20 protein-coding genes and 1 rRNA gene are annotated in these 22,539 nt (G+C 35.1%); 13 read left to right on the top strand and 8 right to left on the bottom strand.

The genetic code is table 11. The features are described 5' to 3' along the window. Positions 1 to 19: 19 nt before the first annotated feature. From ASM33_RS07225 to ASM33_RS07215, 3 genes are all read left to right on the top strand, one after another. Entirely contained in the window at positions 20 to 334 is a 315-nt protein-coding gene (locus ASM33_RS07225; protein WP_110410549.1) for a YbaB/EbfC family nucleoid-associated protein, read from the top strand. A 66-nt stretch (positions 335 to 400) separates the two neighbouring features. Continuing rightward, positions 401 to 853 (top strand): helix-turn-helix domain-containing protein, encoded by a 453-nt coding sequence (locus ASM33_RS07220; RefSeq protein WP_110409766.1) that lies wholly within the window; start codon positions 401 to 403, stop codon positions 851 to 853. Positions 854 to 954: 101 nt separating this feature from the next. Then, positions 955 to 1,656 (top strand): P44/Msp2 family outer membrane protein, encoded by a 702-nt coding sequence (locus ASM33_RS07215; RefSeq protein ID WP_110409767.1) that lies wholly within the window; start codon positions 955 to 957, stop codon positions 1,654 to 1,656. A 177-nt stretch (positions 1,657 to 1,833) separates the two neighbouring features. Here ASM33_RS07215 and ASM33_RS08770 read toward each other — a convergent pair whose 3' ends face one another. After that, complete coding sequence (locus ASM33_RS08770; protein WP_237342911.1) at positions 1,834 to 3,537, bottom strand: UDP-N-acetylmuramoyl-tripeptide--D-alanyl-D-alanine ligase; 1,704 nt, start codon at positions 3,535 to 3,537, stop codon at positions 1,834 to 1,836. Positions 3,538 to 3,653: 116 nt separating this feature from the next. On the opposite strand from ASM33_RS08770, the gene dut reads away from it, so the two are divergent. Together dut and ASM33_RS07195 are read left to right on the top strand one after the other, a co-directional pair. Next, positions 3,654 to 4,115, top strand: a complete 462-nt coding sequence (gene dut, locus ASM33_RS07200) for a dUTP diphosphatase (protein ID WP_110409768.1) — start codon at positions 3,654 to 3,656, stop codon at positions 4,113 to 4,115. A gap of 244 nt (positions 4,116 to 4,359) precedes the next feature. Further along, positions 4,360 to 5,346, top strand: a complete 987-nt coding sequence (locus ASM33_RS07195) for an integrase core domain-containing protein (protein WP_157956349.1) — start codon at positions 4,360 to 4,362, stop codon at positions 5,344 to 5,346. 31 nt (positions 5,347 to 5,377) lie between these two features. Here the strand turns inward: ASM33_RS07195 and ruvB are convergent, their stop codons facing one another. The 3 genes from ruvB to ASM33_RS07180 are packed head-to-tail and all read right to left on the bottom strand — an operon-like array spanning position 5,378 to position 7,512. Beyond that, positions 5,378 to 6,361, bottom strand: a complete 984-nt coding sequence (gene ruvB / locus ASM33_RS07190) for a Holliday junction branch migration DNA helicase RuvB (protein WP_110409769.1) — start codon at positions 6,359 to 6,361, stop codon at positions 5,378 to 5,380. Further along, the gene (ruvA, locus tag ASM33_RS07185) at positions 6,358 to 6,939 is read right to left on the bottom strand and encodes a Holliday junction branch migration protein RuvA (protein ID WP_110409770.1); all 582 of its coding nucleotides are present in this window, start codon (positions 6,937 to 6,939) and stop codon (positions 6,358 to 6,360) included. The genes ruvB and ruvA overlap by 4 nt, the downstream gene beginning before the upstream one ends. Before the next feature lie 33 nt (positions 6,940 to 6,972). After that, the gene (locus ASM33_RS07180) at positions 6,973 to 7,512 is read right to left on the bottom strand and encodes a hypothetical protein (protein WP_110409771.1); all 540 of its coding nucleotides are present in this window, start codon (positions 7,510 to 7,512) and stop codon (positions 6,973 to 6,975) included. 221 nt (positions 7,513 to 7,733) lie between these two features. Between ASM33_RS07180 and ASM33_RS07175 the strand changes: the two genes are divergently transcribed. From ASM33_RS07175 to ASM33_RS07160, 4 genes are all read left to right on the top strand, one after another. Beyond that, positions 7,734 to 9,237, top strand: a 16S ribosomal RNA gene (locus ASM33_RS07175). Positions 9,238 to 9,354: 117 nt separating this feature from the next. Beyond that, positions 9,355 to 9,732 carry a succinate dehydrogenase, cytochrome b556 subunit gene (gene sdhC, locus ASM33_RS07170; protein ID WP_110409772.1) on the top strand — a complete coding sequence of 126 codons (378 nt, stop codon included), beginning with the start codon at positions 9,355 to 9,357 and terminating at the stop codon, positions 9,730 to 9,732. Beyond that, complete coding sequence (gene sdhD, locus ASM33_RS07165) at positions 9,729 to 10,094, top strand: succinate dehydrogenase, hydrophobic membrane anchor protein (protein WP_110409773.1); 366 nt, start codon at positions 9,729 to 9,731, stop codon at positions 10,092 to 10,094. Before sdhC ends, sdhD begins: the two co-directional genes overlap by 4 nt. Before the next feature lie 85 nt (positions 10,095 to 10,179). Further along, positions 10,180 to 11,412, top strand: a complete 1,233-nt coding sequence (locus ASM33_RS07160; RefSeq protein WP_110409774.1) for a hypothetical protein — start codon at positions 10,180 to 10,182, stop codon at positions 11,410 to 11,412. Positions 11,413 to 11,497: 85 nt separating this feature from the next. On the opposite strand, the gene ASM33_RS08405 is transcribed toward ASM33_RS07160, so the two are convergent. Next, positions 11,498 to 11,635, bottom strand: a complete 138-nt coding sequence (locus ASM33_RS08405; RefSeq protein ID WP_157956391.1) for a hypothetical protein — start codon at positions 11,633 to 11,635, stop codon at positions 11,498 to 11,500. Positions 11,636 to 11,665: 30 nt separating this feature from the next. Between ASM33_RS08405 and alaS the strand changes: the two genes are divergently transcribed. Both alaS and ASM33_RS07150 read left to right on the top strand, forming a co-directional pair. Continuing rightward, on the top strand, positions 11,666 to 14,434 hold the full coding sequence (gene alaS / locus ASM33_RS07155) for an alanine--tRNA ligase (protein WP_110409775.1): 2,769 nt from the start codon (positions 11,666 to 11,668) through the stop codon (positions 14,432 to 14,434). 171 nt (positions 14,435 to 14,605) lie between these two features. After that, complete coding sequence (locus ASM33_RS07150; RefSeq protein ID WP_110409776.1) at positions 14,606 to 15,760, top strand: ankyrin repeat domain-containing protein; 1,155 nt, start codon at positions 14,606 to 14,608, stop codon at positions 15,758 to 15,760. Between the two features lie 91 nt (positions 15,761 to 15,851). On the opposite strand, the gene recO is transcribed toward ASM33_RS07150, so the two are convergent. Further along, positions 15,852 to 16,574, bottom strand: a complete 723-nt coding sequence (gene recO / locus ASM33_RS07145) for a DNA repair protein RecO (protein WP_110409777.1) — start codon at positions 16,572 to 16,574, stop codon at positions 15,852 to 15,854. 153 nt (positions 16,575 to 16,727) lie between these two features. On the opposite strand from recO, the gene ASM33_RS07140 reads away from it, so the two are divergent. Next, on the top strand, positions 16,728 to 17,855 hold the full coding sequence (locus tag ASM33_RS07140) for a hypothetical protein (RefSeq protein ID WP_110409778.1): 1,128 nt from the start codon (positions 16,728 to 16,730) through the stop codon (positions 17,853 to 17,855). 92 nt (positions 17,856 to 17,947) lie between these two features. Here the strand turns inward: ASM33_RS07140 and ASM33_RS07135 are convergent, their stop codons facing one another. After that, positions 17,948 to 19,000 (bottom strand): P44/Msp2 family outer membrane protein, encoded by a 1,053-nt coding sequence (locus tag ASM33_RS07135; RefSeq protein ID WP_110409779.1) that lies wholly within the window; start codon positions 18,998 to 19,000, stop codon positions 17,948 to 17,950. Between the two features lie 106 nt (positions 19,001 to 19,106). Beyond that, positions 19,107 to 21,104, bottom strand: coding sequence for a heme lyase CcmF/NrfE family subunit (locus ASM33_RS07130; protein WP_458695030.1), 1,998 nt, complete (start codon positions 21,102 to 21,104; stop codon positions 19,107 to 19,109). A 121-nt stretch (positions 21,105 to 21,225) separates the two neighbouring features. Between ASM33_RS07130 and ASM33_RS07125 the strand changes: the two genes are divergently transcribed. Beyond that, complete coding sequence (locus tag ASM33_RS07125; protein WP_237342910.1) at positions 21,226 to 22,524, top strand: hypothetical protein; 1,299 nt, start codon at positions 21,226 to 21,228, stop codon at positions 22,522 to 22,524. Positions 22,525 to 22,539 lie beyond the last annotated feature (15 nt).

The raw sequence follows: 22,539 nt of genomic DNA, 5'->3' as shown, positions 1-22,539 counted from the left end.
TGTGGATTTTGGTCAAATAATGAAGCAAGCACAAGAAATGCAAAAGAAGCTTGCGGCAGCTCAAGATAAATATGTCGGAAAAGAATTTCAAGGTGTAGCTGGCGGTGGTAAAGTTCATCTAACAGTAGAAGTTATAAAAATAGGCAGTTATAAAGCTAAAAAATTAGACATAGATCTAGAATTCATGAGAAGTGAAGAAAAAGAGATTATAGAAGATTTAATTGTTGCAGCATTTAATGATGCAGTTAAAAAAGCGGAAGAGGATATGGCAAATGCAACTTCTGATCTTGCAGGTATGATGGGATTACCGCCTGGATTAAAGCTTCCTTTTTAAATTTGTTTCTATGTTAATGACACGAATGGCTATTTTTTTTACCATAAATATTAAAGAGGTTGAAAAATGAATGTTGATAATTTTGAAATTAAAGAAAGAGCTAAAACTAATTTTATAAATCTAGAGATAGGAAAGAAAATAAGAGAGTTACGATTAACACTTGGCATGACTCAGAGTGACTTGGGAAAATTGGTTGGCATTACTTTCCAGCAAATACAAAAATATGAGAAAGGAATAAATAGCGTTTTAGTAGGCAGATTATACGATTTAGCAATTGCGCTTAGAACAACACCTGAGTATTTTTTCTCCAACATTTCAAATCCTACTAGTGATTCTTTATATAGCGGATCATCAGCGTTACACGAAGATAAAGGAAACTTCGAATATAATCACAGCAAGGATGACGCAGAAAGTAAAGAGATATTGGGGTTAGTGAGAGAATATCAGAAAATTAAGAATAAAAAGTCACGTAACGCTGTTTATTCATTAATCAAATCTTTATCTTATCAGGAAAATTAGTTTAAATATCAAATATTTTGTGTTATTAAGTTAGCACTTGACTTACTTTAGTTTTTACTTAAACTACTAAAGTGGAATTTTAATTTTTTTCGAGGGCAATTATGCATTATAAAAATTTTTTTTCAGCAGCTGCTTTAGTAACGCTGCTGACTTTATCGTCAAACTCTGCTTTTTCAGATCCTGCTGGTCTTGAAGAAGGCGACGCTAGTTACTACGTTCGCCTGCAGTATAATGGTGAACTTTTACCTTTTAAAACAAAGATTGATACATTTACAGCTACAAAAGATAGCGATACCACTCTTGATCCTTTTAAGGCTTCTTTCATAGGTGGTGGAGCCGAATTTGGTTACAAAATGGAGGACTTCAGAGTTGGAGTTGAAGGGGTTTACTCACAATTGAATAAGAATGCTGACACAGGTGTAGTGCTTGCACCTGCAGATGCAGCTGCAGAAAAATTAACAGCAATTGCAGTATTAGTTAATGTGAATTACGATATAGCAATTATTGAAGATCTGCCTGTAGCTCCATACGTTGGTGTGGGTGTTGGTGCAGCATATATCAACAATCCTTTAAAAGCTCCTTTTAATGAGCAAAAAAGTGGATTCGGTGTTGCTTATCAAGCAAAAGCTGGTGTTAGTTATGCTGTAACCCCAGAAATTAATCTCTATGCTGGTGCTCGCTACTTCGGCTCTTATGGTGCTAAATTTGATAAAAGTGGTGAGGAAGGTGACAAGGGCAAGGGAGACATAAAAGTTCTTTATAGCGTTGTTGGTGCAGAAGCTGGAGTGGCGTTTAATTTCTAGTTTCTTTTGTCGTGCCACGGCACGCACACCGTCATTCCGCGACATGTTCGCGGAATCTGTTTAGATACCGCGAATAAATTGCGGTATGACGATATCGACTCTACGTCATCCCGCTGCTTGTTAGCGGGATCTACGTTTCCTTACAAGCTCTAATTTATCAAAATAAGTGATGGTTATTTAATCTTCCATTATGAATTTTTGCACCACAACGTCCATTTTCATTCCACGTGAACCTTTGATTAAAACCACATCATTGTCTTGAATAACATCATTCAAATTGTTCTTTAGTTGATGAGAATCATCAAAGTGTATGCCCTTTATATTGGAAGGCAAAAGGTTGTGAAGTGCCAACATAAATTTACCAACTGTGTAAACTTTATCTATATTATGGTCTATGATAATCTCGAGTAATTCTGTGTGAAATTTTATACTTTCACACCCAAGTTCTAACATATCACCAAGCAATGCTACTTTCCTCTGACTGTGGTATGTGCCTAGAGTCTTTATTGCAGCTTTCATTGAAGCCGGACTAGCGTTGTAAGAATCATCAATTAAACACACGTGTTTACCTTTGTATGCGATTTTATGAGTATTCCCCCTACCTTTTGTTACATTAAAATTTTCAAGTGCAAGTGGTAATTTTGATAAATTGAGCCCTAAGCTTTGCACAACTGCTGCAACAGCCAATACAGAATAAGCAAACTGCTCACCTTGAACACTTAAATTGCAATTTATGATTTGATCATTATTTACTCTGATTTTTAAACTTAACCCTTTGTCAGCTCTGTGTGGTGTCATTCCAGCATCCCAAGGTGTCATTCCAGTAGCCCCAGGTGTCATCCCAGTGATCCCAGGTGTCATCCCAGTGATCCCAGGTGTCATCCGAGTACCACCAGGTGTCATCCCAGTGCTTGACACTGGGATCCATCTTTCTTTTTTTTTAGATTCCAGCGTCACGTGCTGGAATGACGCAGAAAGCAGATCTACTGCATTACCCTCTGTTGTCCAAGTAGCTTGACTACTCGGATCCATATTTCTTTTTTCCTGGATCCCAGTGTCAGCTACTCGGATGACACCTGGTGGTGCTGGGATGACAGATGATTTTACTACAGGTATAAGATCCAACAAACAAACCGTAGCACTTTCATCTTTACCGAAATTTACTACATTTCTATCAGAGTGCGATGATAAATACTCATAATACTCACTATCCTTATTCAGTATCAAAGTGCCATTGCTTTTCATACCATACAGCACTTCCAACTTCGCCTGTGCAATATCAAATAGTGATGAAAAATTTTCGGTATGTGCAGGCTCGATATTAGTAATAACTGCAATGTCTGGATTGCTAATCTTTGACAATTCTTTTATTTCTCCAGCTCTATTCATTCCCATTTCAAGAATTAGATATTGGCAATCTTCAGGAGCTTTGAGCACTGTTAAAGGCAATCCTATATTATTATTTAAATTGCCATCATTTACATGAGATATGCCATATTGTGATAAAACAGTATGCAGTATATCCTTCGTGGTGGTTTTTCCAACACTTCCTGTGATTGCAATCACTTTAGCAGAGCCAAGAACATTTCTGATATAATATGATGCCATATCATGCAAAGCTTTTAATGTATCTTCCACAACAATAATAGGGAGATCTTTATATGTATCCTCACTTACTATCGCTGCAACAGCCCCTTTTAAAAAAGCTTCATGCAGAAAATCATGGCCATTAAAACTCTTTCCCTTGAGTGCGATAAATAAGTCACATTTTTTTATATCCCTTGTATCTGTTGAAATATTTGAACTACAAATTGAATTACAGCAGCCTACTTTTCTGCCACAAGTGGCATCGACGATATTGTCTTCATTCCATTTAAACATACAGCCTTTGGAGGTGTTATATAGTAATTGTATATTTTTTCTTGCTCTAATTCCTTATATTAATTACTTCTTTTGAAGATATGTTATAATCAAGTTTTTACAGTCGGTAAATCGTAGTGGAAAGAAGTAAAGTAAAAGTAGAAATAAAAAAATTATCACACGGAGAAGGCCTACCTTTACCATGTTATGCAACTATGCAGAGCGCCGGTATGGATCTTTACGCTGCAGTAAGCAGCTCCGTTATTTTAGCTTCATTAGAAAAGCTGCTTATTCCAACTGGAATTGTGATTGCAATACCAGATGGTTTTGAGGGACAAATCCGTCCACGTTCTGGTCTTGCTGCAAAGCATGGGATTACTGTTTTAAATTCTCCTGGCACTATAGACTCTGATTACCGTGGAGAGGTCAAAATTTGTCTAATTAATCTAAGTAACCAGCCATATGAGATAAAAAGAGGAGATAGAATTGCACAAATTCTGATTGCTCCTATACCTCAGGTACTCTGGAGTGAAACAGAAGAATTCTGCACAGAAGAAACTGATCGCAATGAAGGCGGTTTTGGTTCAAGTGGCAGATGAGCTTTCTTACCAAAATATGCAAGGTTTACCATTTTTTCTGTCATCCTATGACTTGATCATAGGATCCAGTGTAAAAAAAATTCCTGGATCCCAGTGTCACGCACACAGCTGTACGAACGTCTAATTTAGCGAGAAAGTAAACCAAAAACATCAACCTTTGGTGTCATTTCATTAGCACTCCTCCTGTCATCCTGTAAAGGTCAACTAATTCGATGACAAAAATGTTAAGATAAAAGAAACATTTTTGAGGGAGTTAGGTATGAGAAGAAACACAGAAGATAAAACTTTAGAGAGAAATTACCAAAGTAAATGGAGATTTTTGATCAAAGAATATGAGCAAACAAAGGCAAAAAAGCATCCATTTTATAGATTTGTAGGCGATTTTTATCACGCTAATGGAATCAACAGACAAACATTCTGTAAATATTATAATAGGTATAGAAATAGCGGATTAGAAAAAGAGTTTTTACCAAGAAAAAGAGGTCCAAGATGGGAAAGTAGAAGAACAGATATTGAAATAGAAAAAGCAGTTATAGAGGAGCGGAAAAAAGGGATAAATAAATATGAAATTTGTGCTATACTAGCAAAAAAGTTGGGCAACAAAACACCTTCTCCATCTGGTATATATAATATTATTAAGAGAGCCGGCATGAATAAGTTGAGCACAAAAGAAAAAGAGGTGAAGAGAAAGATAATCAGGGAAAAAGCTGGAGAATTGGCACATATAGACTGTCATTATCTGAGTAAAGATATGATAATAAATGAGAGCAAAAGATACTATTTAGTGTGTGTAATAGACGATGCAAGCCGTATAGCATGGGCAGAAGTTTTAGAAAATATTCAGAGTCTGAATGTAATGTTTGCAGTGCTCAGATGTTTTAATTATATAAAGCAAAGTTACAGTATTCAGTTCAAAGAAGTAATGACAGACAATGGACCAGAGTTTGCATCAAGAAGTAATTTGGATGGACATCCATTTGAAAGAATGTTAGTTGAAATTGGCTTAAAGCATTTATATACAAGGCCATATAGACCACAAACAAATGGCAAAGTAGAGCGCTTTTGGCGGACTTTAAATGATGATTTGATTGAGGGAACAACGTTTGAGACCGTTCAAGAATTTAAGGATGAATTGTTTAGATATTTAATTTATTACAATGAACACAGGCCGCATCAAGCTCTTGGAGGTATTACTCCTTTGAGCTTTTTGCAAAATTTGTCAATGAATTAGTTGACCTTTACACTACCATCGGTTAGCTATATTATGAAAATTGAAGATTTAAATACTCTCTTGCCTGATCAGTGAGCACACGCCCACGTGATGTCCGCTTTACGAAGCTGATTTTGATCAGATATGGCTCCACTGTTTCCTCAATGTTGCCTACATCTTCGGAGAGAGCAATCGATATAGTGTCAATTCCAACAGGGCCAGAAGTGTTGAATAGAAATTTCAAGTAATGCATATCAAGTTTATTAAGCCCCATTTTGTCCACACCTAATTTTAGCAAAGCAGAATCAGCGACTTCATAAGTAATTTTTTTGTCATCTTCGGCTTCAACGAAATCCCTTATTCTCCTCAGTAACCTTAAAGCAATTCTTGGAGTGCCACGAGCACGGCAGGCAATTTCCTGTGCAGCACTTTCTTCAATTTCAGCAGAAAGGACTCTCGCACCTCTTCTTATAATATTAACCAATTCCTCAAAAGAATAAAACTCAAGGTGCAAAGGAATTCCAAAACGATCCCTAAGAGGTGCAGAAAGTAACCCAAGCCGAGTTGTTGCTCCAATTAGCGTAAATGGTGGTAAATCTATCCTTAAAGTGCGAGTTGATGGGCCTTCGCCAACTAATATATCCAAACAAAAATCTTCCATCGCGGTGTATAAAACTTCTTCAATGCTGCGATTTAATCTGTGAATCTCATCGATAAATAGAACATCCTTTGCATTTAATGTGGTAAGCACAGCAGCTAAGTCTCCAGCTTTACTCAGCAGTGGGCCAGAAGTTGCACGAAAGCTTACTCTTAATTCCTTGGAAACGATTTGTGCTAGAGTTGTTTTACCAAGTCCAGGAGGGCCATATAGCAAAACATGGTCTAAGGCTTCAGTTCTCGTCTGCGCAGCATTTATAAATACTTTTAAATTTTGTATTAGATCTTTCTGCCCAACAAAATCATCAAGTTGCTCAGGTCTAATGTTGATATTGCGCACATCCTCAGCATATTCTTTACTGCATGAGATTGATTTCATAACGTTGAAAGTTCCTTAAGCGCCATGCGAATAATATCCTTAGTTTCTAGATTCGGTGATTCATCTAGCATTTTCTTTATAGTATCATAAGCTTTTGTTTTTTCATATCCAAGATTGATCAAAGCTGAAATTGCATCTTCGTTAATTTTATGAGAGTCATTGTTATTTAGTTCCAATTTGCTCACTTTACCTTGCAATTCAGTGATAATCCGATTTATGAGCTTTGGGCCGAGTCCGCTAATCTTAAGCAACATTTTGTCTTCATTTGCTACTGCTGAAAAAAACTGATCTGGAGTTAATTTACTCAAAATTGACATTGCGGTTTTATAACTGACGCCACTCACTTTAACAAGCAACCTCAAGCACTGCTGTTCTTCTTTGCTTATAAAGCCATACAGCTGAGCAACATTTTCTCTACTATTTGCATAAGTCTCGATTAGCAGCTTAATTCTACTCCCAACACAGCAATGGCCAGCAGCTTTAGCTGAAAGGTACACTATATATCCAACATCATTCACATTCAGGATTATGTGATCGCTGCAAATTTCATCAACTATTCCACTTAGATTTCCTATCATTTTTAATATACTCTTTTGAAATAAAGACGAGCTTTAATTTTCATATATTCGAAGCAATTCTTGTGCATTGGCTTTGATGAGAATAGGGCATTTTTTATCATTTAATAATGAGCGCAATATTTCAAGTGCACCTTTGGTGTCTTTATTGCGTATCTTGATTATGGCAATGGCTTCTTTACTTGAATAAGGGTATATTGCACTTGATTCCAATTTTTCATTGTCTATTTTTTCATTATTAAGGCGAAGTGATTGCATTACTTCTAGATATTGTGCTAATTCACGCAAAATGTTGGGAGCTTCTTTATTATCTGCCATATTACTATAAATGGATGTTGCGTCTGCCAAAGTTGAATCTAAGATATGATTGAATGCATGTTCAAAATTTGCCAAATGCCCCCAATTTGCATCTATTTCTTCTAACGGAATATTATTTTCTTTTTTAGAAAATAATACTTGATAAAATTTATCTCCTGCAGTGGTAGATTGTTTTGTGTTATCAATATTGCGTACTAAATATAGTGTAACACCAACTAATATTGGCGTTAATGCAAGTAAAAAGATGTATTTCTTCATGATAATATTCTGAATGGTTACCTAATTTATACATTAATACTTTTTGTTTTGCAAAAACATATTGACATGAGTGTTATATCACATGATAATGTTTTCAAAGTTGTTTGAATAGTTGGAAGTTAATATATTTCTAAAGTAGAAATAAAGACAGCAGTATTAAGCTAAATTATTTTTTTGTCGGATTTATCCGACATACCCTCAACCTTTATAGGTTGAAGTCTAAATTTGAGAGTTTGATCCTGGCTCAGAATGAACGCTGGCGGCAGGCCTAACACATGCAAGTCGAACGGAGTTATATTGTAGCTTGCTATGGTATAACTTAGTGGCAGACGGGTGAGTAATGTATAGGAATCTACCTAGTAGTACGGAATAATTGCTGGAAACGGCAACTAATACCGTATACGCCCTACGGGGGAAAAATTTATTGCTATTAGATGAGCCTATATTAGATTAGCTTGTTGGTGGGGTAATGGCCTACCAAGGCAATGATCTATAGCTGATCTGAGAGGATGATCAGCCACACTGGAACTGAGATACGGTCCAGACTCCTACGGGAGGCAGCAGTGGGGAATATTGGACAATGGGCGAAAGCCTGATCCAGCCATGCCGCATGAGTGAAGAAGGCCTTCGGGTTGTAAAGCTCTTTTAGTGAGGAAGATAATGACGGTACTCACAGAAGAAGTCCTGGCTAACTCCGTGCCAGCAGCCGCGGTAATACGGAGAGGGCTAGCGTTATTCGGAATCATTGGGCGTAAAGGGCGCGTAGGCGGATTGGTAAGTTAAAAGTGAAATCCCAAGGCTCAACCTTGGAATTGCTTTTAAAACTGCTAGTCTAGAGATTGAAAGAGGATAGAGGAATTCCTAGTGTAGAGGTGAAATTCGTAAATATTAGGAGGAACACCAGTGGCGAAGGCGTCTATCTGGTTCAAATCTGACGCTGAGGCGCGAAGGCGTGGGGAGCAAACAGGATTAGATACCCTGGTAGTCCACGCTGTAAACGATGAATGTTAAATATGGGAAGTTTACTTTCTGTATTACAGCTAACGCGTTAAACATTCCGCCTGGGGACTACGGTCGCAAGATTAAAACTCAAAGGAATTGACGGGGACCCGCACAAGCGGTGGAGCATGTGGTTTAATTCGATGCAACGCGAAAAACCTTACCACTTCTTGACATGGAAATTATACCTATTCGAAGGGATAGGGTCGGTTCGGCCGGGTTTCACACAGGTGTTGCATGGCTGTCGTCAGCTCGTGTCGTGAGATGTTGGGTTAAGTCCCGCAACGAGCGCAACCCTCATCCTTAGTTACCATCAGGTAATGCTGGGGACTTTAAGGAAACTGCTAGTGATAAACTGGAGGAAGGTGGGGATGATGTCAAGTCATCATGGCCCTTATGAAGTGGGCTACACACGTGCTACAATGGTGGCTACAATGGGCTGCAAAGTCGCGAGGCTAAGCTAATCCCTTAAAAGCCATCTCAGTTCGAATTGCACTCTGCAACTCGAGTGCATGAAGTTGGAATCGCTAGTAATCGTGGATCAGCATGCCACGGTGAATACGTTCTCGGGTCTTGTACACACTGCCCGTCACGCCATGGGAATTGGTTTCACTCGAAGCTAACGACCTAACCGCAAGGAGGGAGTTATTTAAAGTGGGATCGGTGACTGGGGTGAAGTCGTAACAAGGTAGCGGTAGGGGAATCTGCAGCTGGATTACCTCCTTAGGCTTTGTGCGTAACTCACCACTTTTAATGGTAGTGTTGTTATGCACTATACTGCTGTCTTTACTTCTACTTTATTTTGATTTCCAGTTTATTTGAATTTCCAAGCGATGGAATTTTATGAGCGATAGACCTCTTTCTCCACATTTACAGATATATAAAATACAAGTTACTACTTTTTTCTCTATTATGCATAGATTAACTGGTGTCTTGCTCTTTTTTTTGTTAATGATATTTTCTTGGGACTTTATATTACATGTTTACTTTCCTGAATTATTCATAGTAAGGTACTTCAATGTATTGTTATCTACTCCTATTGCCAAATTAGCTTATATTTTATGTTTTGTAAGTTTTACATACCATTTTCTTAATGGCATTCGCCATTTATTATGGGATATGGGCCTGAATTTAGAAATCACCGGCGTTTCAAAAAGCGCTATACTGCTAACAGTGACACTACTTCTTTCTACAATAGCCTTTTTATTTATGTTTATATGAGTCAATCTGGAAATTCAGTTCATCATTGGTGGGTTCAGCGTGTTTCTGCTGTGGTTTTACTGCTTTTATTTCCTTGGTTTATCTATTCGTTTTCCTGCACATTTTATAATAATAGTCTTTTATCTTTCAATGAAAAATTACTTCAGGTTATTAATCATCCTTTAGAGCTTTTATTTTTTGTTATATTACTATTTTTCACCTTTTGGCATGCAGTGCTTGGAATGCAGGTAGTTTGTGAAGATTATATACATAATGTTTCTTTAAGAGTTGTAACAATAACGTTTATAAAGTACTTATCCAGTATTACTTATATAACTCTTGCTTTTACAATTTTTTTCTTTTATAGGCATATTTTCTTGTAAAATTACTGGCCCTGTGTTAATATATTGTTAATATAGTGATTTTATCATTGATTCATAGTGTTTATAGTGGTTCTGGTTTAACAATATGTTTGGAAGATTAAAGAATGCAGGAAAAAACCTTGTACTTATTACGAAAGGTTTTTTTAGATCATCTGAGCCTACTACAACCTATGTCAAAGACCTTAGAAAGGTATTAACATATCATGATGGAAGAAAATGCCAATATCCAAAGAATTATGATGAGGTTGTAAAATCAGATTATCAGATTATTCAAGAAAGAAATGATAAGAAAGAACTTGTATATAAGCTTGTGTATGGCCAAAAAGATAAGAACGGAGAACAGCCAAAATTTGAGTTAGATTTAGTTAAACAAGCTGGTGGTATATCTTATTTTACTCTTGAATTTTTAGCTAATCCAAAAGCAAAGCACTATAGTGGTTTCTATAATCCATTTGGTTTCACTAAAATTGATCTTGAAAAGCATCTCCCAGTTTTTGAAGTTCAAAAAATCGACAATCCTAAAGATCAATCATTGCCTCCATCATACAGATTAATTAATTCTTCTACACCTACTAAGAAGATAAAAGAAGGTGGTAAGATCAAGGAAGTTGTTGATGAAACAGGCAGAAATGGCCAGCTACTATACACCAGCGATTATAAGAAATTAAATACTAGTTTTTCTGAAATTAGAAAGCTGAATGGTAGAGTAGATAAGGCTAAAAGCCTTATATCTGTTCCTATTATTCTTGCTGCAAGTTTAGCTAAGATTGCTGCTAGTATAATAACTTATCTTCCTACGAAATTAGGGGAATATTTACTCAGCAAGCAAAACACATTTGCAAAAGCTTTTGGTTATTTGCTATTCACGCCTGCAGCAATAGTGAAAAATTTAGTGAACATAGGTGCTACTTTCTTGAAATTGCCAATTTGTGCATTTGTAGCAAATGAGAAAAAGTATGGCGATCAATACTTTACTATGTGGAAATATCAATTAAAAGAGTGCTTGAAAGAAGCAAAAAGTGATTTTAAGGTATTCACAGATGGTAAAAGAGAACCAGAACAAAAAGAAAATCGTCCTGATCTCAGCACAATCATAGGTACAAAACCTGAGCTTGATGCTATGAAGCCAGGCATTGAAAAAAAATTAGAAGCACAAAAGAATACTACCAGTGAGAAAGGTAATGACACATTACGATCAGAAAATAGAAATAAAAGTTTTAGTAGTGAAAGCTTAATTAAAAATCAAACTGTTAATAATGGTAGTCATGTTGGTAGATTACAACAAAGACCTACACCTCCTGCATCCCCCCGCATTTAAGTAAAGAATCTTTTAATACTTATTCGCAGTACTTGAAATTTTAATAAATATAATTAGATGTATAGTTTTAGGTGTGATGGAAGATTTAGGAGCACTGATCATATAGCAATATAAATAAGGTATACCATTTTTTTGTCATCTTACATAGAATCCAGCTTAAAGAAAATTCCTGAATTCCAGCTTCACGCGCTGGATTGATTTTATTTGCATTTTGATTTATCATTATGAGCAGCCTTATATTCCAATGAAAACAATGAAATTAAGTGAAATCAGAGAAAAGTTTACAAAGTTTTTTGTAAATAACAACCATGAGCAAATTTCTTCTTCTCCTTTAATTCCAGAGCATGACCCAACACTTATGTTCACAAATGCCGGTATGGTGCAATTTAAAAATATCTTCACTGGCGTTCAAAAAACTGAAATGAAACGCGCTGTTTCAAGTCAAAAGTGCCTAAGAGCAGGTGGTAAACATAACGACCTTGAAAACGTTGGCTATACAACTCGGCATCACACATTTTTTGAAATGCTCGGTAACTTTAGCTTTGGTGATTATTTCAAAGAAACTGCAATAGAGTTCGCATGGAACTTTATAACTCAAGAATTGTCGCTTGATAAGAATAGGCTATCAATAACCATTTATCACACTGACGATGAGGCATATGGGATTTGGCGTAAGATAAGCGGTTTTTCAGACGATAAAATTATAAGAATTGCAACAGATGACAATTTTTGGAGTATGGGCAACACCGGTCCATGCGGACCATGCTCTGAAATTTTTTATGACCATGCAAATCCTAATTTACAGGGCGACGATAGAGTTGTTGAAATCTGGAATTTGGTTTTCATGGAGTTCAATAAAGATGAAGAAGGTAATTTGCACAAATTACCCAAAAAATGCATAGATACAGGAATGGGCCTTGAGAGAATAGCTGCAGTGATGCAAAATGTTCATGACAACTATGATACTGATCTCTTTTCTGCCCTGATAAATAAGTCGCAAGAATATTGTGGAAGCACAGAAAATAAAGTAGCGCATAAAATTATAGCAGATCATTTGCGTGCGGCTGCATTTCTTATTGCAGAAGGGGTTTTACCTGGAAATGAAGGGAGAAATTACATCTTGCGCAGGCTAATTAGAAGAGCTGCGCGTTATATCCACTTGCTTGGATATAATGATCCTTTATTGCATAATATTTTTCCAGCATTGATCGATAAAACAAGTTTAGCTTATATGGGTGATGTTTATCCAGAGCTAATCAGAGCTAAAAGTTTAATAGAAACAACGTTAAAATCAGAGGAGGAAAACTTTAAAGACACTCTGATGAAAGGAATTAACCTTCTGGATAAATCCACTGCAGATTTAAGCGCTGGTGATACTTTAGCTGGAGAAGCGGCATTTAAACTATACGACACTTATGGATTTCCTTTGGATATTACATTGGATATCTTAAAAGAGAAAAAAATAAATTTTGATCAGAAAGGTTTTGATGATGCAATGGAAGAGCAAAAAGAAAGAGCTCGCGCTAAATGGGCTGGGTCTGGTGAAAAATCAGTAGAGCAAGTATGGTTTGATTTAATAGAGAAATTCGGCAAGACAGAATTTGTAGGTTATGAGCATAATGAAGTAAGTGGTGCAAAAGTATTAGCTATTGTCTCTTCCGATAATAAAACAATTAACTCTGCAAATGAAGGAGAAAAGGTAACTATTATACTTGATAAAACGCCATTTTATGGTGAGTCAGGCGGACAGGTTGGAGATATTGGAGAGCTTTTCCTTGTCATCCAATCACAAGCTTTGTCATCCCAGTGCTTGACTACTCAGATCCAGAGTCCAGTATCACGCGCTGGAATGACACAAGACTTGAGTGTGATCACAGTGGAAAATACTAACAAAATTAATGACCTGTATTTGCACAGATGCGTAGTCAAATCCGGTTCAATCTGTACTGGTGATATAATTACAGCAAGCATCGATAAGGAAAGAAGGCAAAACCTAAAAAGAAATCATTCAGCTACGCACCTTTTGCACTTTGCACTTAGAAAAATTTTAGGTGATCACGTCACACAAAAAGGATCTTTGGTTGCAGAAGATAAACTCAGATTTGATTTCAATCATAATTCTCAAGTGACTTATGATCAGCTACTTTTAGTGGAAGATATGGTAAACTCTTTAATAAGAGAAAATCACTCTACGTCTACAAAAGTCCAAAGTATGAACCAAGCAATAAACGAAGGAGCTATGGCGCTTTTTGGTGAAAAATATGCTGATCAGGTTAGGGTTGTAAACATTGGAGATTCGAAGGAATTGTGTGGTGGTACGCATGTGCAGTTTACTGGAGAGATAGGTCTTTTCAAAATAGTCACAGAGAGTTCCGTTGCGTTTGGAGTGAGAAGAATTGAGGCTTTAACAGGACAAGAAGCAATTAATTATGTGCGTGATAACGAACTTAATCTAAAAAAAGTTGCAGAATTCGTAAAAGCACCAGTAAGCGATATAACAAATCGCTTGAATATTTTAAATCAAGAGCGTAAGGGACTGGAAACTAAAATAAAAAGCTTATATAAAAAACTTGTAAGTGCAGAAAAGATAAAAAGCACTGAAATCGGTGGAATAAATTTTTTAAGCCATGCTTTTACTGATATTCCAGCAAATATAATAAGGGAGTTTATTTTGCAGCAACAAGAACTAAATACGGTCATAGCTTTTTCTGCAACAGAATCTCTTGCACAATCCTCTCAAACTCTGTCACCTTTTCCTCAAGCTTTGTCATCCCAGTGCTCCGACACTGGGATCCAGATTCCATCGTCACGCGCTGGAATGACACAGGACCAGAGAAAAACAGTGTTGATTGTCAAAGTCAGCAAAGATTTAACTAATAAAATTAATGTCAAAGAACTAGTCTCCACTGCAACTGGAAAAAACTGCGGAGGAAGCGCTGAACTTGTACAAACAAGCTGTGATAATGGCGATGTTCTCATAGCTATTCGCGATTATTTAGCAAAAAGCACTACAAAATTTTAATTTAGAGGTTATCAGCAAATCATTAGGCTTTTTTTATTTGCGGATAATCTCTTATATACATTATAGAGCATTCGCAAAAAAAGTAATAATTTTATCTAATTTTAATTAGTCCTTGACTTTTTTATTGAAAAACTTAATAATAAAATTATATATTTTAAATTAGAGAAGATTATGCTGGTTGCAGAATTCATAAAAATACTAAAGAAAGCAAACGATCTACAAGACCTGAGTAGGGAAAATGTAATCGAAAAAATAAAAAATGAGTTCACACTAGCAATAAAGCAGGAAAAAGATCAAACTAAGTGTCAAGCTATACAAGTTGCATATAAAAGCTGGGAAGATGATGACTTTGATATTGATCATTCCTTTGAAAATAAATTTCGATGTGACCACATGATTAAGTGTACATTGTTACACCTTACTGCTATGAATGGCCATACAAAATTAGTAGATCTTTTACTAGACAAAGGAGCAAATGTTAATGCAGTAGAAAATAAGCATAGATGTACTCCTTTACATTTGGCTGCTATGAATGGCCATACAGAAGTAGTAGAATTTCTACTAGGCAAAAAAGCAGATGTTAATAAAGTAGATGATAAGTATAGATGGACTCCTTTACATTGGGCCGCTAGAAATGGTCATATAAAAATAGCAGAGCTTCTACTAGACAAAGGAGCAAATGTTAATGCAGCAGATGATAAGCGTGGATTGACTCCACTGCACTTGGCTGCTCTTAATGGCTTCTATACGATCACAACACCAGATGAGGATAAAACAACGTACACAACTCTGAATGGCAGTACGATGTATACAGAAATGGTAAAACTTTTACTTCAAAATAACGCAAATCCTTTATCAAAGAATTATGATAATAAGGTACCAAGAGAATATGCTACAGGTATTGCTTATAATGGAGAAGTGAAAAAGCTTTTAGAGGAAGCAGAGGAAAAAGCTAAAATGCCTGTTAACAATGGTGGAGCAAATCCTTTATTAGAAAGCAATAAAATTAAAACTCCTACAGACTTTGTTGAAGGTAAAGAGATGACAAAGCCTTCACAGGAAGCAGAAAAAGCATGTGAAATCTCTGTTACAATTGGTTTTATTGTTAGTGTTATATCTACAGCTCTAATCGTTGTATTACTAACAGTTTACGTAGAAATGGTTGCTGAGTTACACGAATCAGTGATTGCTCTTATAGCTGTAGGATGTGGTATTGCAATTGGTGCAGCTTTTGGTTGTGCTGCATATATGCTTTTAAAGCCTAGTACTGAAATAAAAGTAGAGCACAATGTAGAGAAGAGTGCTGAACAAGCAATTGCAGCTTGATTAATTTTTGTCATCCTATGGCTCGGGCCTAGATCAAGTAAAAAACAATTCATGGATTCCAGTGTCAGCTACTCAAATGACAACACTGCTATTAAAACGACAACATTAGACTTCTGGACTCAGGAAGCTTCATGTCTAACTGCATAAATAGATATTTATTTAGGAAATATCCAGTAACTTTTAGCCCTAATTGAAACTCTTGAGGTGAGTAACTATTTTGCAAGGTATTATTATATACATCATAGAGCATTCGCGGAAAAGGTAACAATTTATCTGAGTAATAGTCTCCAGCCTTTTTTGAAACAGATCTACCAGTTTTTGGAGAAATAAATTGTAAATTTTCTGTAATTCCGGTTGCAGCGCACTTAGATAGATCTAACTTAAATCCCAGTTGCGTAAGAAGCAAAAGTTCTAAATTAAGGTAATGACTTTGCCAAGATTCACTACCCTGTTTCACGACATTGATAAAATGTAGAAAATTATCATAAAGCACCGAGTATGGTTCACTTTCTGGAAGCACTTTTTCTAAAATGGAAGAGAAAGAAACAATTGCAACGTTTTTTAATCTATCATGGAAAAAGTGGTGAAATGAAGACTCAATTAGTTCGCACTTAAAAAATCCTAGATTTTCAGGCAGTTTAGCGCTCCATTCTACATGTAATAAGTTGCTTATTTGAAATTTAAGGTTGTTATTGTTTGCTAATCTAATTAATCCTCTGCGTTTTCCGTGATTTTGTGTAAACAGAGAGAGAATTGAATTTTTATCTCCGTATTTTTTAGTGGCTATAATAACGCCATCGTCTTTCCATCTCATTTTAGATAATTAACCATAGAGATTGGATAGTATCATAGAATTCACAGAGCAAAAAATTATATCGACCACACAAATTACCATCTTGATCAAAGTAATAAATTCTTAACAAAGAAATCAGTATAACTATTATGTAAACAGCAAGTGAGGATGATCATGGCAAGAACAGTAAAATTCGAGAAACTTGTTTCAGAGTCTTTTCGTAATAAATTTCCTGGCAGAACAGCTGTAGAACAATTTCATGTCTTAATTACAGACCCAATGATGATACAAATCCTATCTAAAAATAAAGAAAAGAAATCTTTTATAGACGAAGATAAAGAATCCATAGAGCTACTTAAAATCATCTTGGCTAGAGAGAAAGTATTTGTTCAACAGTATGATGGGCCTCATGACAGTAAATTGCGTCGTAATGATAGATATTTTTATTCTGACAAATTTCTGCGTGGTGAACTCTCCTACAGTAGTGAATTTCTTTTTGGTAATAGAATTATTCATAATAAGTTCTACCGTGATGGACTATCCGAATTCTTACTTAAATTATTAAATAATCGCAATTTTTTTTATCAAATGAAGAGTAATCGAAAAAATATAATGTTATTTTTGCTATTGTTTGAATATGAGAGTAATTGCTCTGATTCACATTATTGTAAGGTAGAATATAAACGAGCAATTTATTCCAACGCCAGACGACCATTTATAATAAAATTTCAGTTTCCAGAATGCATATCAAGCATGGAGATAGAAGACTGTCCTCTCGATAATCACATTATGGCTTTATATGTAAGAAACATGATTCGTGATGAGAATTTTATTAATTATTTAGTCAGCAATGAAGTAAATTTGAATGACTTCGTAGAAGGAATCTCAGCAATGAAGTATAAGAATAGAGATATTGCGACAGAGCTATTAAAAACTGTAATGAAAGAATTGTTAAAAAATGAGATTTTCATGAATAAAGTTACGGAAAATTTAGATACTATAACCAAGATGCTAAAATCAGACATTGTGGCAAGTTTATTGGAGAACAGAAGTTTTATAATAGATCTGGTAAGAGAAAACAAAGCTTTTATAATTCATATGGCAGAAATTGCAGGTTATGAAACAAAATACCTTAAACTTAACATCAGAATACCTGAAAACAATGACACATTATTAGTAAAGTGCTTTGAAGCAACATTGAGAGATGCACTTACTAGGATTATAGATAGAGAAGAAGAAGTTGAAGTTAATGTGGAATGCCGTGTACCATGTAAAGATAAGCTACCGTGTATGGGGCGATAGGTCATTGTCAGGCTAAGATTGCCAGTATAATTTCAAAAAATCTATTAAAAGCAGTAAATCAATATTTTCCTTTTTTATACGTTACAAGAACACTAAAAATTCAAAATCAATCCAGCTTCAATATTGTGTGTAGCAACGCTATCTACAATAAGCACGGGAATATTAACATAACGGTAACCAAGAGAGATTTTTAGTTCTGGCATGAAAGAGTAAGAAATACCGCTCTTTGCTTGATAAGCAGCCCAAGGTAGATTGATATTTATATTTTCGACTAATCCGCTAGCAAATCTAAAATTCACTGGCCCTACACCAAAGCCAACGTATGGAGCAACTGGTGTATTTTTAATATTGGGATTATAATATAAATTGAACATAATTGCCCATAGACTTGCTTGTTTTATATCGCTTACTTTTTTAATCTTTATACTAGAATTTATAACTTCAAACTCAATTTTGCCATTACCACCAACATGATATCCTAAAGCTGCACTACCGAGCCATTGAAAATCTATTGTGCTATCCTTGAATGGATTGAAAGCGTCATACACGCGGGTAAATCCTCTGTCGGACCCCCCAGCCCCAAGAATCTCATCTATCTTGCCTATTATTGTACTCACATCATTCATAACTGCATTAGGATTGTCATAATGTGTTTTTCCGCTACTAATACTAAAATAAAAATCACGTTTTTTCTTTTCTCCAGTTAATCCAAAATCTTGTAATGACTCAATTGCTGATGTTAATTCGTTTATTTTATTGGCTACATCTCTTTTTTTATTTTCAAATTGTTTTTTTTTAATCTGTTCATTACTAGGTGTTTTTGCAGAGCGCTTAGTTGTCTTTTTAGAATTTGTTGCAGTTTTGGAATCAACCAGTAATGTTTGGTTTACAGTTGTATTTTCTATTGATTGGTTCTCAGTCACTACATTTACATAGTGTTGATCACCTATTACTTTCCTGCAAATTGTTTGCATTTTTTTAGAATGTTTTTTGTTGATTTTTTCATTTCCTATAACAGCACTTTGTATTTCTAAAGGTTCCTTAATGCTTATATCAGCAACATAAAGGCTTGAGGATAGCAAGATAGGTAATATAAATAATTTTTTCATTTTCATATTTTCCTGCAATGAATATTTATAAAACATATTTAATGCTATATTGTTAATATAATGTTAATTATTACATCTAACATAATTATTATGAGAGCAATATACAGTTGAATTAAAATCGTTGATCTTACTATGTATATACTCAGTGAACCGAAATTCTCCTTAATGGCAAAGCAGCTAGGAGTGAACCAAAAGCAATCAGAAATGATCCAAGCCAGATTATTGGCATTCCAGGTTTATAGTATACTTTAGTTGCGATTTTATTCTGACTTTTATCAATTTCTCCAATTACAACGTAGATGTCAGAAAGTAAATTGTGATAAATACTACTTTCAACGTTTTTCTGACCTTCCACAAGGTAAAATCTGTATTCAGGTGTTATTGCGCCTAATATTTTGTTATTGGGCAAAGTTCTAATATCCATTGTTCCTCTTACTGCATGGAAATTTTTTCCTTTTATTAATTCAATGTTTTGCAAAGTAATTTTAAATTTATTAACTGTTATACTATCCCCTATTTTCAGGTAGCTTTCTTTTTTTTCCTGCCAACCAACTGAGCAAGCTATTCCAAACACTAGAATTGCCACTCCGGCATGTGCTATCATCATTGCATAGTAAGCTTTGGAAACTTTTCTTGCCAATAAAATTGATTCGCTAAAAGCTATATTAAATAAACGAATTCTCTTACTATATGCTTCTAAAATGAAGGCGAATAATGCTATAGAAATGGTAATCGATAATATAATCATTAGCTCCATGTGGAAGATAAACGGTAAAATAGCTGCAGCACTGCAGAATGAAAATCTATATTCACGAAATATTGGCATCAGGCTATTTCCCTGCCAACGGCAATATTGTCCCACCATTGTAAGCACTAAGATAGCAAGCGCTATAGGATTAAATAGAGCATTATAATACGGCGCTCCAACTGAAATTAGTTCACCTGTGAAATACTCAAGGAACATTGGATATAAAGTGCCAACAAAAACAACAAAAAAAGCTGTGATGAATAATAAATTGTTTATTAGCATCATTGTAAAGCGTGAGAAAAGGCTCCTTGTCATCTGAGTAGCTTGACTACTTAGATCCATATTTCTTTTATTCTTAGATTCCAGTGTTACGCACTGGAATGACATCAGAGATGTGCTCGTATACATGACAAATATAAATAAGCTACAGCCTGTAACCACACCAAGTAGAGCTAGAATATACAGTCCATATCTTGGATCATCTGCAAATGTGTGCACTGAAGTTAATATGCCGGAGCGAACTAAAAATGTTCCAGTTATACTCAATATAAAAGTTATAAGAGAAAGTAAAATAGCAAAATTCCTTAAAGTGTTGAAATTTCTTACCACGAGCAACAAATGTGTAAGCGCTACAGCAATTAGCCATGGTAACAAAGAAACATTTTCCACTGGATCCCAAAACCAAAATCCACCCCAACCAAGCTCACGATATGCCCACCAGCTTCCAAGACTAATGCCTAGAGTAAGCATTGACCAAGAAATAAGTACCCAGGGTTTTACAAGCTTTGCCCAAATATTTCCTTCAATTCTTGTAATTAGTCCAGCTATAGAGAGCGAAAAAGGAACGCTAAACCCAAGGTACCCCAAATATAGTATTGGTGGATGAATTGCAAGACCTATATCTTGCAATATTGGATTAAAACCCAGGCCATCTGTTTCGATGCTTTGCATTTTTGTGAATGGGTTGGATTCAATTAAAGTGAACAATAAAAAACAAAAACAAATCAAGCCTTGAGTGATTAGAGAGATCTTTTTTAAAGTTTGCTCAGGTGTGATTCCAGTGTCAGCTACTTTCATGACAGAAGGTATGCAAACATCCATCAAAAGTAAGTAAAAAGTAAGAACAAACACCCAAAGCAACATTGAACCTTCTTTATTCCCCCAAACACCGCAAATTTTATAGATTAAAGGCTTTGTTGTGTGCGAGTGGTAATATACGTTTTCAAGTGAGAAATCGTTTGTAATGTGGCAGTAAATTAAGATCGCTATTGCTGCAGATACACAAAAAAATATACCAGAAGTAATAAATCTGTAATGGATAAATGGTGTAAATGAATATATTAAAGATAATATACAAGATGTTAATAATAATATATTTCCAAGGTCAGGCATAAGATGCATTTATTTGTCTAAATGTTAATGGCATTGTCCTAATAATGCCATTACTAAGTAAAAATTAAGTACTAAACTTTTATACTTTTATTATATGACATTAATATTGTGAGGTAATATTATGAATCAAATTATAAATGCACTAAATCAAACTCTATTCAATTGGAATAATCAAGTAACAAAAAAGTCTAATAAGCTAATAAAGGTACAACACGCTGAGCCAATAGCAGAAAAAAACCTTTATACTATTTTAGGGTTTAAAAGTGGAGAAGATTTTGAGAATAAGATCAATAGGCTTGTTAACAAAGAAATTTGGCAATTATTTGTCAACGTATTTGAAAAGGAGATAGGGTATGCAGCAAATAAGGAAGTTGTAAAAAATATTATTTGTAACATCGCAAAGAGTCATCGTGGTAATGCATTCATCAAAACTGAACACATCATATTAAATGAGAAACAGGGCAGTAAAAAAGGAGAAAAAGCAATTAAAAAGGCTATTGGCATTTTGAAGGAAATGAATGCTCAAAAAGCACTCGAAGAATTATCCATCATGAAGGAACAAGCTGAAGGTTTTTTACAAAGTGATTTTTATCAAGCCCAGAGCAAGCAGCTTCAAGGGTTTGCTCCATCTGGTGCACAGCTCTTCGAAAAAACTCTACAATATATAAAATCATTGGAAAAATTATCTGCAGTCAAAAAAGACGAATTAGTTAAAGGTTTTCTAGAGAATCACGTTAAATCATTAAATAAAAACTATCCTAAATTACAAGACAAAATAACAGATGTTATAGCAGTACTATCAAGTGGTGAATTGAGAGAAGCTTATAATGAAGGTATAGAAGAAGGGACATTACTGACAATGGCATCTTATAAAGAATGCAAACGCCAGTTTGACAAAGCGAATGAAATAAGAAATGGATCTAAAGCTATATCTGAAACAAAAGAACTAGAGACAGATATAGAAGGAATTGATGGATTAATGAAAAATCTGATAGAATCAACTGATGACATTGTAAAAAGTAAAGAGGCAATTCTTAACTGTAAAGATTTACAAAGTTCTTACATCAAAGAGAAAGAAGAGCATCCATTTAGGGGTACATCGTGCCAAAAAATGATTGATATATACCAAGGAAGAATTGTAGAATATCATGAACAAGTTAATCGAAATCTAAATCAAGCAAGAGAAATGGTAAATCATATTTCTCAAGCAACGAAAAATTTGCCTGATATCAAAGAGTTCCAGAAAGTAATATGTGATATATACAAACAACAAAATACACAAGAAGTTAAAGAGACAATTGGCTCAGCTTTAAATTATTTAGCAAACGCACAGAATAAAATGTATATTCAACTGGAAAATCCTTCAACAGACCTCAGAGCTTCACACATTCATTCTAAAACTGAGGTAACTAGATTATAGCATTACAATTCCAGT

It is taken from the genome of Wolbachia endosymbiont of Folsomia candida (assembly GCF_001931755.2).
Taxonomy (GTDB): Bacteria; Pseudomonadota; Alphaproteobacteria; order Rickettsiales; family Anaplasmataceae; genus Wolbachia.
This window is presented reverse-complemented; position numbering and strand designations above follow the sequence as displayed.

Coding starts and splice junctions, on each gene's coding strand:
- ASM33_RS07135 (WP_110409779.1), bottom strand. CDS start 19,000: ATGTTTTATAAATATTCATTGCAGGAAAATATGAAAATGAAAAAATTA.
- ASM33_RS07215 (WP_110409767.1), top strand. CDS start 955: ATGCATTATAAAAATTTTTTTTCAGCAGCTGCTTTAGTAACGCTGCTG.
- ASM33_RS08405 (WP_157956391.1), bottom strand. CDS start 11,635: ATGATAAATCAAAATGCAAATAAAATCAATCCAGCGCGTGAAGCTGGA.
- ASM33_RS07150 (WP_110409776.1), top strand. CDS start 14,606: ATGCTGGTTGCAGAATTCATAAAAATACTAAAGAAAGCAAACGATCTA.
- sdhD (WP_110409773.1), top strand. CDS start 9,729: ATGAGTCAATCTGGAAATTCAGTTCATCATTGGTGGGTTCAGCGTGTT.
- ASM33_RS07140 (WP_110409778.1), top strand. CDS start 16,728: ATGGCAAGAACAGTAAAATTCGAGAAACTTGTTTCAGAGTCTTTTCGT.
- ASM33_RS07130 (WP_458695030.1), bottom strand. CDS start 21,104: ATGCCTGACCTTGGAAATATATTATTATTAACATCTTGTATATTATCT.
- ASM33_RS07225 (WP_110410549.1), top strand. CDS start 20: ATGAAGCAAGCACAAGAAATGCAAAAGAAGCTTGCGGCAGCTCAAGAT.
- ruvA (WP_110409770.1), bottom strand. CDS start 6,939: ATGATAGGAAATCTAAGTGGAATAGTTGATGAAATTTGCAGCGATCAC.
- recO (WP_110409777.1), bottom strand. CDS start 16,574: ATGAGATGGAAAGACGATGGCGTTATTATAGCCACTAAAAAATACGGA.
- ASM33_RS07125 (WP_237342910.1), top strand. CDS start 21,226: ATGAATCAAATTATAAATGCACTAAATCAAACTCTATTCAATTGGAAT.
- alaS (WP_110409775.1), top strand. CDS start 11,666: ATGAAATTAAGTGAAATCAGAGAAAAGTTTACAAAGTTTTTTGTAAAT.
- ASM33_RS07180 (WP_110409771.1), bottom strand. CDS start 7,512: ATGAAGAAATACATCTTTTTACTTGCATTAACGCCAATATTAGTTGGT.
- ASM33_RS08770 (WP_237342911.1), bottom strand. CDS start 3,537: ATGTTTAAATGGAATGAAGACAATATCGTCGATGCCACTTGTGGCAGA.
- ASM33_RS07220 (WP_110409766.1), top strand. CDS start 401: ATGAATGTTGATAATTTTGAAATTAAAGAAAGAGCTAAAACTAATTTT.
- ruvB (WP_110409769.1), bottom strand. CDS start 6,361: ATGAAATCAATCTCATGCAGTAAAGAATATGCTGAGGATGTGCGCAAT.
- sdhC (WP_110409772.1), top strand. CDS start 9,355: ATGAGCGATAGACCTCTTTCTCCACATTTACAGATATATAAAATACAA.
- ASM33_RS07160 (WP_110409774.1), top strand. CDS start 10,180: ATGTTTGGAAGATTAAAGAATGCAGGAAAAAACCTTGTACTTATTACG.